At 67.2% G+C, this 12,328-nt stretch carries 12 protein-coding genes; 5 read left to right on the plus strand and 7 right to left on the minus strand.

What is annotated here, in order from left to right:
- Positions 1–31: 31 nt before the first annotated feature.
- Together ACFWP0_RS15450 and ACFWP0_RS15455 are read right to left on the minus strand one after the other, a co-directional pair.
- On the minus strand, positions 32–724 hold the full coding sequence (locus ACFWP0_RS15450) for a GntR family transcriptional regulator (RefSeq protein WP_377843457.1): 693 nt from the start codon (positions 722–724) through the stop codon (positions 32–34).
- A gap of 16 nt (positions 725–740) precedes the next feature.
- Entirely contained in the window at positions 741–2,516 is a 1,776-nt protein-coding gene (locus ACFWP0_RS15455; protein ID WP_377843458.1) for an IlvD/Edd family dehydratase, read from the minus strand.
- A gap of 221 nt (positions 2,517–2,737) precedes the next feature.
- Between ACFWP0_RS15455 and ACFWP0_RS15460 the strand changes: the two genes are divergently transcribed.
- Entirely contained in the window at positions 2,738–3,733 is a 996-nt protein-coding gene (locus ACFWP0_RS15460; RefSeq protein ID WP_377843460.1) for a Bug family tripartite tricarboxylate transporter substrate binding protein, read from the plus strand.
- Between the two features lie 293 nt (positions 3,734–4,026).
- On the plus strand, positions 4,027–6,024 hold the full coding sequence (pdeR, locus tag ACFWP0_RS15465) for a cyclic di-GMP phosphodiesterase (protein WP_377843461.1): 1,998 nt from the start codon (positions 4,027–4,029) through the stop codon (positions 6,022–6,024).
- Positions 6,025–6,048: 24 nt separating this feature from the next.
- Here the strand turns inward: pdeR and ACFWP0_RS15470 are convergent, their stop codons facing one another.
- Both ACFWP0_RS15470 and ACFWP0_RS15475 read right to left on the minus strand, forming a co-directional pair.
- Positions 6,049–6,933 (minus strand): crotonase/enoyl-CoA hydratase family protein, encoded by an 885-nt coding sequence (locus ACFWP0_RS15470; protein ID WP_377843463.1) that lies wholly within the window; start codon positions 6,931–6,933, stop codon positions 6,049–6,051.
- A 173-nt stretch (positions 6,934–7,106) separates the two neighbouring features.
- Positions 7,107–7,271 carry a hypothetical protein gene (locus tag ACFWP0_RS15475; RefSeq protein WP_377843464.1) on the minus strand — a complete coding sequence of 55 codons (165 nt, stop codon included), beginning with the start codon at positions 7,269–7,271 and terminating at the stop codon, positions 7,107–7,109.
- 175 nt (positions 7,272–7,446) lie between these two features.
- On the opposite strand from ACFWP0_RS15475, the gene ACFWP0_RS15480 reads away from it, so the two are divergent.
- Positions 7,447–8,232, plus strand: a complete 786-nt coding sequence (locus ACFWP0_RS15480) for a dienelactone hydrolase family protein (protein ID WP_377843466.1) — start codon at positions 7,447–7,449, stop codon at positions 8,230–8,232.
- A gap of 10 nt (positions 8,233–8,242) precedes the next feature.
- On the opposite strand, the gene ACFWP0_RS15485 is transcribed toward ACFWP0_RS15480, so the two are convergent.
- Positions 8,243–8,986, minus strand: coding sequence for an SDR family oxidoreductase (locus tag ACFWP0_RS15485; RefSeq protein WP_377843467.1), 744 nt, complete (start codon positions 8,984–8,986; stop codon positions 8,243–8,245).
- 113 nt (positions 8,987–9,099) lie between these two features.
- On the opposite strand from ACFWP0_RS15485, the gene ACFWP0_RS15490 reads away from it, so the two are divergent.
- Complete coding sequence (locus ACFWP0_RS15490; protein ID WP_377843468.1) at positions 9,100–10,011, plus strand: LysR family transcriptional regulator; 912 nt, start codon at positions 9,100–9,102, stop codon at positions 10,009–10,011.
- Between the two features lie 14 nt (positions 10,012–10,025).
- Here the strand turns inward: ACFWP0_RS15490 and ACFWP0_RS15495 are convergent, their stop codons facing one another.
- Positions 10,026–10,835 carry an aminoglycoside phosphotransferase family protein gene (locus ACFWP0_RS15495; RefSeq protein ID WP_377843470.1) on the minus strand — a complete coding sequence of 270 codons (810 nt, stop codon included), beginning with the start codon at positions 10,833–10,835 and terminating at the stop codon, positions 10,026–10,028.
- 85 nt (positions 10,836–10,920) lie between these two features.
- On the opposite strand from ACFWP0_RS15495, the gene ACFWP0_RS15500 reads away from it, so the two are divergent.
- The gene (locus ACFWP0_RS15500) at positions 10,921–11,655 is read left to right on the plus strand and encodes a class I SAM-dependent methyltransferase (protein WP_377843471.1); all 735 of its coding nucleotides are present in this window, start codon (positions 10,921–10,923) and stop codon (positions 11,653–11,655) included.
- Positions 11,656–11,882: 227 nt separating this feature from the next.
- Here the strand turns inward: ACFWP0_RS15500 and ACFWP0_RS15505 are convergent, their stop codons facing one another.
- Positions 11,883–12,323 (minus strand): NUDIX hydrolase, encoded by a 441-nt coding sequence (locus tag ACFWP0_RS15505; protein WP_377843473.1) that lies wholly within the window; start codon positions 12,321–12,323, stop codon positions 11,883–11,885.
- Between the last annotated feature and the right edge of the window lie 5 nt (positions 12,324–12,328).

Here is a 12,328-nt window from a genome sequence, read left to right on the forward strand (position 1 = left end):
TGTTATTATTACCGAATTCGGGTGGGGCTTGTCAACTTGTCGCCGGCTGGCTGAACGCCTGCTGCGAGGCCAGGTACGCGTCCCGCGACGGCAGCAGGTGCTCGCGGCAGACGGTCATCAGTGCATCGCGGTCGCCGTCGCGCAGCGCCTGGATCATCGTCCAGTGCTCCTGGCGGGCGCGTTCGCGGTGGCCGGCGGCCACGAGCGAGCCGAATCGGATCGGATGGGTGCGGCGCGCGTATTCCTCGATGGCCTGGCCCAGCACGGCGTTGTCCAGCAGGCCGAAGAACTCGCGGTGAAAGCGCTGGTTGCTGCGGAACACGCGGCGCGCGTCGCCATCGGCCACCGCCGCGTCGTGCTCGCGCTGCACCGCCACCAGCGCCGCCAGCCGCGCCTCGGGCACGGGCAGCGGCATCTGGCGGGCGGCATGCACCTCCAGCACCTCGCGCAAGGCGTACAGCTCCATCACTTCACGCACCGAAAAGGCGCGCACCACGGCGCCGACGTTGCGCTTTTTTTCCACCACGCCCAGCAGTTCAAGCTCGGCCAGCACCTGCCGCACGGCGTGGCGCTTCATGGCAAAGCGCGCCATCAGATCGTCCTCGGTCAGGCGTTCGCGCGGGTGCAGCCGGCCGAAGACGATGTCTTCTTCCAGGATGGCCACCGCGGTCTGCGTGGCGTCGGGGGCCTGCTCTTCTAGGGCGTCGGGCGTGATGGCGTTCATGGCGAAAAGCGGCGGCTTACTTCTTGGGCACGGTGTCGTGCGTGACGCCGGCGCGCAGGAAGTCGAAGTCCACGCCCTGGTCGGCCTGCGTCACGGTTTGCAGGAACAGCTTGCGGTAGCCGCGGTCGGCGGTGGGACGGGCGACGGGCTGGGCCGCGGCGCGGCGCGCCAGCTCGGCGTCGTCCACCAGCAGCGCGATCTCGCGCTGCGCCACCGACAGGCGGATGCGGTCGCCATTCTGCACGTAGGCCAGCGGTCCGCCGATAGCGGCCTCGGGTGTCACGTGCAGCACGATGGTGCCGGCGGCGGTGCCGCTCATGCGGCCGTCCGAGATCCGGACCATGTCCTTGACGCCGGCGCGCGCCAGCTTCTTGGGGATGGGCATGTAGCCGGCTTCGGGCATGCCCGGCGCGCCGGTGGGGCCGATGCGCTTGAGCACCAGGATGTCGTCGGCGGTCACGTCCAGCGCGTCGTCGTCGATGCGCAGCGCCATGTCCTCGGCGTCTTCGAACACCACGGCGCGGCCTTCGTGCTCCATCAGCTTGGGGTTGGCCGCGGACTGCTTGATGATGGCGCCGCCGGGCGCCAGGTTGCCGCGCAGCACGGCCAGGCCGCCCACCGGGTAGATGGGCGAGGCGGCCGTGCGGATCACGTCCTGCTTGAACGGCGCGGGCGCGGCGTCCAGTTCTTCGCCCAGCGTGCGGCCCGACACGGTCAGCGCGTCCAGGTGCAGGAAGGGACGCAGCTCGCGCAGCAGCGCGGGCATGCCGCCCGCGTCGTGGAAGTCTTCCATGTAGTGCTGGCCCGACGGCTTCAGGTCCACCAGCACCGGGGTTTCGCGGCTGATGCGGTCCAGGCCGGCCAGGTCGATGTCGATGCCCAGGCGGCCGGCGATGGCGGTCAGGTGCACGATGCCGTTGGTCGATCCGCCGATGGCCAGCAGTACGCGCAAGGCGTTCTCGATGGACTTGCCGGTCAGGATGAGATCGGGCGTCAGGCGCGACGCAGCCATGGCGACGGCGGTGGCGCCGGTGCGTTCGGCCACGCGCACCCGGTCCGCGGTGACGGCGGGGGCGGACGCGCCGCCGGCCACCATCATGCCCAGGGCTTCGGTGATGCAGGCCATGGTGCTGGCGGTGCCCATGACGGAACAGGTGCCCACGCTGGCGACCAGCTGGTTGTTCACGTCGGCGATTTCGGGCGCGTCGATCTCGTCGGCGCGGTAGCGGCCCCAGTAGCGGCGGCAGTCGGTGCAGGCGCCCACGCGTTCGCCGCGGTGCGAGCCGGTCAGCATCGAACCGGTGACGAGCTGGATGGCGGGCACGCCGGCCGAGGCCGCGCCCATCAGCTGGGCAGGCACGGTCTTGTCGCAGCCGCCGATCAGCACGACGGCGTCCATGGGCTGGGCGCGGATCATTTCCTCGGTGTCCATGGACATGAGGTTGCGCAGGTACATGCTGGTGGGCTGCGAGAAGCTCTCGTGCACCGAGATCGTGGGGAAGTCCATCGGCAGGCCGCCCGCCAGCATGACGCCGCGCTTGACCGCTTCGATCAGCTGGGGCGCGTTGCCGTGGCAGGGGTTATAGCTGCTGCCGGTGTTGACGATGCCGATGATGGGACGGGCCAGCGCGTCGTCCGAGAGGCCGGCGCCCTTGATGAAGGCCTTGCGCAGGAACAGCGAGAAACCCTTGTCGCCGTAGTTCGTCAGCCCGCGGGCCACGCCCTGCGCGGTGGCGCCGTCGCTGTCGAAAGGGCCCATCGGGGCCTTGCCGCCCTTCGTTTCGTCCGTCATTTTCAGTCCCGATAATATTATTGATAATCCTGGGTCGACATCATATCCAGCCTTTGAAAACCGCCGCAAGCGCTTTGTGATGGTTCTTCTATTGATCTGATTTAAAGATCAGTCGATAGAAAAATTTTGATTCTTCAATCAAGTTCGGCCTCCTACACTGGCGCCGTTGACGATCCGGGCGTCCATCCATTCCTATACTCATCCCGGCTGGAGAGACCCACATGTCAGACCTGCGTCTGCGGCCGCGCCGTGCCGTCCTGTTATCCCTGCTGGCGCTGTGCGCCGGCGTTTCCGCCCCGGCGTTCTCCGCCGACGCCTATCCCGACAAGCCCATCCGCCTGATCGTGCCGTATCCGCCCGGAGGCGCGACCGACGTGATCGGCCGCGTGCTGGCGCAGGAGCTGACGGGCGCCCTGGGCCAGACGGTGGTCGTCGAGAACCGCGCGGGCGCGGCAGGCAACATCGGCGCCGACCAGGTCGCCAAGGCGCAGCCCGACGGCTACACCTTGCTGATGGGCGCGCTGACCAGCCATTCGATCAATGCCGCGCTGTACCGGGGCCGCGTCACCTATGACGTGGAAAAGAGCTTTGCGCCGGTGTCCATCGTGGGCACGGTGCCGCTGGTGTTCGTCGTGAACCCGTCGGTACAGGCAAAGACGCTGTCCGAGTTCATCGCGCTGGCCAAATCCAAGCCCGGCTACATGACGATGGCCTCGGCCGGCAACGGCTCGCCCCAGCATCTGGCCGGCGAGATGTTCAAGCGCACGGCGGGCGTCGATGTCCTGCACGTGCCCTACAAGGGCAGCGGCCCCGCCATGACCGACCTGATGGGCGGCCAGGTGCTCAGCATGATCGAGACCGTGCCCGCGTCGCAGGGCAACATCAAGGCGGGCAAGCTGCGCGCGCTGGCGGTGACTTCGCCTCAGCGCGTCGATGCGCTGCCGGACGTGCCCACCGCGGCCGAAGCCGGCCTGACCGGGTTCGATGTCAGTTCGATGTTCGGCATCGTGGCGCCCGCCAATACGCCGGCCCCGGTGATCGAGCGCCTGAACGGCGAACTCAAGAAGATCCTGGCCAAGCCGGAAGTGAAGGCTTCGCTGCTGAACCAGGGCGCGATCGCCACCTGGACCACGCCGGCCGACGCCAGCGCCCGCGTGTCGGCCGAGGTGGCCCGCTGGACCAAGGTGATCGACGACGCCGGGGTGAAGGGGGACTGATCCGCCTTGCCCGGGCGCGGTCTGCGCCATTTACGCCACACGCCGGAAATTCATGCAGAATTTCCGGCGTTTTTGTTTGTGCGGAATTTTTCAAAGCACGAAATGAAAAATTCGTGGCTCCGGGGTTTTCGCATCAAATCGTGCAGGATCTCCCAGGCGGAAAATACAAATATGTGCGCCTTTGCAATAATCTGCAATACACGGTTTTAGGCGCTCAACAATGTGGTTGACCCCGAATTGACTAGCCCGTAATGTGCTTTGCGGGCCATCTTAGGGCGGCGGGGGGGATACCAATGACTGAGAACCAGGACGAAAAAACGATCCTGCACACGCATTTCGGTACGCATAGTCCATATTGGCGGTTGTCCGCCGATAGCGATGCGATTGAGCTGGCCGCGGTCAAGGGGGCCACGAATATCGCGATGGCGCTGCGGCCGGACCAGGCGGATGCCGTGCGCGGGCTGACGGGCATCACGTCAAGCGTGCGCATCGATATTTCGCTGTACGGCGACTTGCTCCGCCTGCATCTGGTGGGCCGCAAGATCAATCCGAACGAATGGGCCGGCACCGCGTCCGCCCATACCGATACCGAATCCGTCGCCAAGGACCTGGTCGAAGGCCTGTCGTTCGCCGAAACCGTGGTGTCGGAAGCGAACTCGGTGATTGTCATCGTCGACCAGAACGGCCGCGTGCAGCGCTTTAACAAGCTCAGCGAGGAATACACCGGCAAGCGCGAACAGGACATCGTGGGCCGCAGCGTCTTCGAGATGTTCATGACGCGCGAAGAGGCCATCGCCTCGCGCCGCAACATCGCCGAGTTCTACAAGCGCGGGCAATCCTATGAAGTCGAGCGCACGATCAATACGGTCAAGGGGCCCCGGCTGTTCCTGTTCCGCAACAAATTCGTCACCAGCGGCAGCGGCGAAAAGCGCGTCTACCTGATCTGCTCCGGCACGGACATCACCGAAGAACGCCAGGCGCAGGAACGCCTGCGCGTGCTGGCGAACACCGACATGCTGACCAACCTGCCCAACCGCCACGCGATCACCGCGCGGCTAAAGAGCGCGCTGGCGGCGGAGCGGGAAGGGCGGGGCGGCGTGCTGTTCCTGGACCTGGACAACTTCAAGCGCATCAACGACCACTACGGCCACGGCTTCGGCGACCGCCTGCTCAAGGCGGTGTCGGTGGCCATTTCCACTTGCCTGTCCGAGGGCCAGACGCTGGCCCGGCTGGGCGGCGACGAATTCATCGTCCTGCAGGAAGAGGCGCAGGCCTGGCAGCTGGAAGCCACCGCCGAACGCATCATCGAACGCCTGCGCGAGCCGTTCCGCCAGGGACTGATCGAGGTCTACACAAGCTGCTCCATCGGCATCGCGATGTATCCCGACCACGGCGCCGACCTGGACAGCGTGGTGCGCAGCGCCGACATCGCCATGTACGTGGCCAAGGAAGCGGGGCGCCACACCTACCGCGTGTTCCAGCACGAGATGGACCGCCGCAATGCGGACTACGTCTGGCTGGACACCAACCTGCGCAAGGCCCTGGCCGAAAACCACCTGATGCTGTACTACCAGCCCAAGCTTGCCGGCCGCACCGGCGAGGTCGACGGGGTGGAAGCGCTGGTGCGCTGGCGTTCTCCGGAACGCGGCATGGTCGGCCCCAACGTCTTCATTCCCTACGCCGAGGAATCGGGCCTGATCTCGCCGCTGGGCGTATGGGTGATGCGCGAAGCCGCAAGGCAGGCGGCGGCCTGGAAGCGCGACGGCCTGAACATCCGCATCGCGATCAACATGTCGGCCCGCCAGCTCGACGACAAGGGCGTGGTCAGCGAGTTCATGCGGGCCATCAACGACGCCAGCCTCGATCCCTGCCTGCTGGACATCGAACTCACCGAAAGCTGCCTGATCGACGACGAAGACGCCGCCATCGAACTGATCAAGCAGTTCCGCCAGTTGGGCGCGCGCGTCCATCTGGACGACTTCGGCACCGGCTATTCCTCGCTGTCGCAGCTTGCGCGCATTCCGCTGGACGCGATCAAGCTGGACGCCAGCTTCGTGCGCGGCGTGAACGAAAACCCGGTGTCCCAGGCGCTGGCGCGCGCCATCGTCGCGGTGGCGCGCACGCTGGAACTGAAGGTGATCGCCGAAGGGGTCGAGACGCCGGAAGAGACGGCGTTCCTGGACACCCTGGGCGTGGACGCCAAGCAAGGCTACCTGTACGCCAAGCCCATGCCCGCCGCGGAGCTCTCCGCCTGGCTGGCGCAGCGCCGCCGGCTGCATCTGATCGCGTGACGCAGCCGGCCGCGCGCCGGCGGATCAATGCATCGTGGCCTCTTCGGAGGCTTCGGTGCTGACCGCGCTGCGGCGGTTCTGCGCCATCACCAGCCGCTCCATGTAGGCGCGGTCCTTCGGGTCGATCGAGAACGCCGCTTCGACCCAGTCCTCCGTAATGTCCATCAGCTCGGAGCGGGACAGGCTCAGCACGCGCTGGCGCGCGCGCAGCATGGCGCGCATGCCGTTGAGCTTGGGCCGCAACACGTCGATGAAGGTGCGGGTGGCCCTGTAGGCCTCGCCCGGCTCGAACAGCACGTCCACCAGGCCCTTGGTGTGGAACCATTCCGCGGTATGCGATTCGCCGGTGCCGATCAGCTCTTCCGCCAGCTTCATGCCGGAGCGGCGCGCGACGAGCGAATAGCCGCCCATGCCGGGAAACAGGTTGAACGCCATCTCGGGAAATCCCATGCGCGCATTGGTCTGGGCCAGCACGAAGTGATGGGCCAGGGCGGCCTCGAAGCCGCCGCCGAGCGCCGTGCCTTCGATCATGGCCAGCGAAATGGCGCCCGTGTCGAAGCCGCGCGTGGCCGCATGCACGCAATCGACGCAAGCCCGGGCGTAGGCCCGCAGCGCTTCGCGCTTGCCCGTGCGGATGGATTCGGCGAAGAAGCTGAGGTCGCCGCCGACGTTGTAGATCTGCGGCACCAGCGAGCCCGTCACCCAGAAATCGATGGGCAGGCCGGAATCCTTGGCGGCGCGCGCCAGGGTCATGATTTCGTCTATCAGCTCAAGGTTGAAGCAGGGCCGCGGTTGCGCGCGCAGCATCATCCACAAGACGCGGCGTCCCTCCTCGTAGTACGCGGAGATCTGCTTCAGATTGCCTGCTGCGGTAAAGGGATGGCAGTCCGGATGAATGAGTTGATTCATTTGCTTTCGTCCAATCGATCAAGGTGTGTCGGAGTACTGCCGGGTCAGCCTAATACAGACCTTCCGGATGTCGTCTCATGCAAACCTCGTCCAACTGGCCAGACTTTTACGTAAATCAAAGGCCCGAGCGCGCAAAGCGGAAATTTGAAAAACGGCGTTGACGCCTCACCCCATCAGTCGATGCCGCCATGGGTAGAACGGATGAGGGCAACCCGCAAGCCCGTGGCGATCCTGGCGATGCGACGCGCGTGCGCCGGCGGCCCGCCCTCATGCGCAAGGATGAAGGGAAAGTCCTGCGCGCGTGCCGCTCGGGCCCGCAAGCCGTACTTGCGCACCATTGCGCACGCTACTGGCCGGGCGCCAGGAGTGGGCGTAGTGTTGGGCGCACCCTAAACGGTGCACCCATCCAGAAGGCGGAACAACATGAACGTTCTTCAACGAATCGCGATTGTCTGCGCAGCCGGGCTTCTCTCGGCTTGTGCGTCTTCAAGCAGGCAGGCAGGCAACGAAAGCGTGCAGAAAGTGCCTGTGTCAGTGCAGATGGAAGGTGGCGCTGCCGCCACCGGGGAACTGGTTGTGACCGTGTATGCGCCCGCGGCCCCGGGCAAGCATCCCCTGCTGGTCATCAACCATGGCCGGGGGGCGACCGCGGCGGATCGGGCCAAGATGAGCCGCACGCAGTTTCCGGAGGCGGTCAAGTTTTTCACCGATGCCGGCTTTGTGGTTGCCATGCCGCTGCGGCTGGGGTATGGAGAAACGGGCGGCCCCGATCTGGAGGACAGCGGGCCTTGCGGCGACCGCCAGTTCACGCCCATGTTCGATCGGGTCGCCAGCCAGATCGGCCAGGTGGTGAAGGCGCTGCAGCAGCATCCGGACGTGGACGCGTCCAATGTCGTGCTGGTGGGCCAATCGCTTGGCGGGGGCGGCGCCATCGCGCTGGCCGCGCAGAATCCGCCCGGCGTCAAGACCGCCATCAACTTCGCGGGCGGCGCGGGCGGCGATGCCAAGTCGCCCGGCCAGCCTTGCGGACCGGAGCGGCTGCAGCAAACCTTTGCGGCCTATGGACAGACGTCGCGCCTGCCCACCCTCTGGATCTACGCCGAGAACGACCTCTTCTGGGGCCCTGACTGGCCCAAGCGCTGGGTGGACGCCTACAACGCGGCGGGCGGCCGCGCCACGTTCGTGCCGATGGGGCCTGACGGCAACAACGGCCATCTGCTGTTTCCCCGTTCGCCGCAGAAGTGGCAGCCCGTGGTGGCCGAATACCTGCGCGGGCTCGGCTACGCCATGCCGAAGTAGCCGCGCCGGTTCAGGCCACGCCGCCGTTGGCGCGCAATATCTGGCCATTCACCCAGCCGCTGTCCGGCCCCGCCAGGAACGAGACGATGCCGGCAATGTCCTCGGGCTCGCCCAGGCGTTCCAGCGGCGGCATCTTGGCGTAGTGCTCGATCAGTTCGGGACTCTTGCCCTTGAAGAAGAGCGCGGTGGCGACGGGGCCGGGCGCCACCGCGTTGACCGTGATGCGGCGTCCGCGCAGTTCCTTCGCAAAGACCTGCGTCAGGCTCTCGACGGCGGCCTTGCTGGCGATGTAGACCGAATAGCCTGGCAGGTTGAGCGCGACGGTGGTGCTGGACACATTGACGATGCTGCCGCCATCGGCCAGGCGGGCGGCGGCCTCGCGCAGCGTGTTGAAGGTGCCGCGGGTGTTGATGTCGAACGTCTGGTCATACAGTTCGTCGCTGGTCTCGGCCAGCGGCTGCACCTGCAGGACGCCGGCGCTGTTGACCAGCACGTCGATCCGGCCCAGGCCGGCCTCCACGGCGTCGAACAGGGCGCGCACTTGCGCCGCCTTGGACACGTCGGCGCGCACCGCGATGGCGCGTCCTCCGGCCTGCCGGATCTCGTCGGCCAGGGCGTCGGCCTGCGCCGCGCTTGCGGCGTAGTTGATGCCGACTGCAAAACCGTCGCTGGCCAGGCGGCGCGCGATGGCGGCGCCGATGCCGCGGGATCCGCCGGTGACCAGGGCAATGCGTTGGGGGGCTTGGTCGTTCATGGTGATTCTCCGTTCGAGGGGGCAGACGCATCATCGACTATTCCAGCTCAAAGATAATTACCCTCGGTTTGCTAAGATAATTTCATTTACTTTAATAATCGGGTGGCGCGGCCATGGATCGTTTCGAGGAAATGCGGGTTTTCGTGCGCATCGCCGAGCGCGGCAGCTTTTCCAAGGCCTCGGACGACCTGCGGATTCCGCGAGCAACGGTCACCAACCTGATCAAGCGCATGGAAGCCCGGCTGGGCGCGCGCCTGCTCGAACGCACCACGCGGCAGGTGCGCCTCACGCAGGACGGCGAGGCGCACTACCGGCGCTGCCTGCGCCTGCTGGCGGATCTGGAGGAGGCCGACGGAGCGTTTCTGAACACGGCGCCCAAGGGGCTCTTGCGCATCAATGCGCAGGGCACGCTGGCCAGGTTCTTCGTCATGCCGGGCCTGCCCGACTTCCTGGAGCGCTTTCCCGACATCGTGCTGCACCTGGGCGAGGACGACCGCCTGGTGGACCTGGTCCGGGAAGGGGTGGATTGCGTGCTGCGCGCCGGCGTCCTGCAGGATTCCACGCTGGCGGGCCGGCAGATCGCCCTGATGCCGCAGGTGACGGTGGCCAGCCCCGCGTATCTGGCGCGCTTTGGCGTGCCCGCGCGCCTGGAAGAGCTGGAGCATCATCGGGCCGTGGACTACGTGTCCAGCGCCACGGGGCGCGGCGTTCCGCTGGATTTCACATTGGACGGGCGCAACGTGCTGGTGCGCCCGCGTTCCGTCGTCAGCGTGACGGGCGCCGAGCTCTACACCAGCGCGGCGCTGGCCGGCCTGGGGCTGGCGCAGGTGCCGCGCTACCGGGTGGAGCGCGAACTGGCGGCGGGCCATCTCCGTATCGTGCTGCCCCATGCCCCGCCCGCGCCCATGCCGGTGTCGGTGCTGTATCCGCAGAACCGGCAGGTGCCGGCGCGGGTGCGCGTATTCACGCAGTGGCTGGCCGGGGTCTTCGCTGCGGCCTTCGAGCCGGCGATGCCGGCCAGGTAGCGCGGGCGCGGGCGTTAACGGTCGAGCAGCGCCTGCGCCTGGCGCGCGATGTTCAGGTCGATCGCGGCGTCGTCGCCGTCGCCCATGAACCAGGCGGCCGACAAGCCGCACCAGGCCACGATCCATTGCAGCAGCCGGCGCCGGTCCAGGCCGGACCGGGCGACGATGAGTTCCAGCCGTCGCTCGAAGCGCCCCGGCGCGATGGCCACGGGAGGCGTCGGGTCCGCCAGGTCGGGGTTGCAGAAGATGTTGGCGTAGTCGAAGGCGCGCTCGCCATGCAGGCGCTTGGGATCTATCACCAGCCAGCCGCGCTCGCCGAAGTCCAGGACGTTGTCGTGGTGGACATCGCCGTGCAGCACCGTCATGTCTCGCGGGTCGTCCAGCAAGGCGCGGGCGTGGCGGGCGCTGTGCGCCAGGATGTCGCCGTGGGCCCGCGCCATGGGCCACAGTTCGGCAAACCATTCCTCCAGCGGACGCAGGGCGGGCAGCGGCTTGCCGCGAGGCGCGTGCAGTTCCTTGAGCACGTCGCACAGGATGAGGGTGGCCTCGTCGTCGCGGCCGTTGCGCGCATAGTGGGACAGCGAGCGCGCGCCGGTGGCGCGTTCCAGCAGGATGGCGTCGTCGTCGTGCGCCAGCACGCGCGCGGCGCCGTGGCCGTCCCACCAGTTCATCAGCACGCCGCCTTGCTTTTCGTCTTCTTCGATCGACACCTTGAGCATGGCGGGCGCGCCTGCATGCAGCACGGGCAGCAGCCGCGCCGCGTGGGTGACGATGGGGGCGCCGTCGGGCGCGAGGTTCCAGCGGTTGAGGTAGGCGTCGAACATGTGCAGGGGGCGCGGAGCATTCGGGTTGCGGGGCGATGTATATAGTAGGGCCTGCGCCGGCCCTGGCCGGCGGAAAGGAGGAATCATGGACAAGCAGAAACCGGACCACGCGCATTGGACGGCGGTGGCGGACCAGTGGATCGCCTGGGCGGGCGCGCCGGGGCACGATGCGTTCTGGGCCTATCGCGACGGCTTCGCGAGCTACCTGGGCGCGGGCCGGGGCAGCGCGCTGGAAATCGGTTGCGGAGAAGGCCGCATCAGCCGCGAAGCCCGGGCGCTGGGCTATCACGTCACCGCCACGGACGCCGTGGCCGCGATGGTGGATGCGGCCAGGGCCGCGCAGTCCGCCGACGCCTATGCGGTGGCCTCCTCCGAAGCCCTGCCGTTCGGCGATGGCGGGTTTGACCTGGTGATCGCCTACAACGTGCTGATGGACGTGGAGGACGTGCCGGCCGCGGTGAAGGAAGCGCGCCGCATGCTCAAGCCCGGCGGCACGCTCTTCATTTCCATCGTGCATCCCTTCCGCGACCGCGGCCGCTTCGCGGGCCCGTCCGTCGACGCGCCCTTTGTCGTCGAGGGCACGTACTACGGCCGGGAGCATTTCGACGGCGTGGAATCGCGCGACGGCCTGAGCATGCACTTCGCCGGCTGGTCGCTGCCCTTGCAGGACTACATGGCGGCGCTGGAGGCGGCGGGCCTGGCGATCGTGTCGCTGCGCGAGCCGCAGCCGGACGCGGCAAGCACCGAGCAGCTGCGGCAGTGGTCGCGCATGCCGATGTTCCTGTGGATCAAGGCGCGCGCGCTGCCGTCCGAGGAATGACGCGGTCCGGGCTGGATGACAAGAACGGGATAAACATCAATGAAGCGCCATACGAGCGCTATCAGTGGCGCGCCATAGTTCATACGATGCCGCGGAGTTCAGCGCTGATTCGCGCGCAAGCCGAATTGGCATTTGACCGAGTGTTCGGACGTCCGCTGGCTTCAAAAGAGGCGCGGGTTTCGCACTCTTGGACAAGTCCGGCACACCCCAAAGCGTCCGGGGATTTGTTAGCCTGCAACGAGCAGCGCCGCCGCCTTGCGCGCCAGTTCCGCCACGCCGAAGCTCATCGCCAGCGCGTGGCCTTCCAGGTCCTCCAGCGCAATCCATCGCGCATCACGCGCATCGTCGCCCGCCACCGGTTCGCCGGACTGCCAGCGGCACAGCACCGCGATCAGGATGAAGTGGCGGCGCAGCGCCCCCGTGTCGTCGCGGTCGAACACGTCCACCGCGTCGAACACGCGCAGCGGTTCGGCGACGACGGCGGTTTCTTCCAGCAGCTCGCGCGCGGTTGCGGCCAGGATAGATTCGCCGGCGTCGATCTTGCCGCCGGGAAAGGCCCAGCAGTTCTCGTCCGGCGGGTTGGCGCGGCGCACCAGCAGCACATGGCCGTCGCGGATGACGGCGGCGATGGTGGCGGCGATGGGGCGTTGCGGGGCGGGGCTGGTCATTCGGG

The organism is Achromobacter sp. NPDC058515 (assembly GCF_042721735.1).
In the GTDB taxonomy this organism is placed as follows: Bacteria; Pseudomonadota; Gammaproteobacteria; order Burkholderiales; family Burkholderiaceae_B; genus Achromobacter.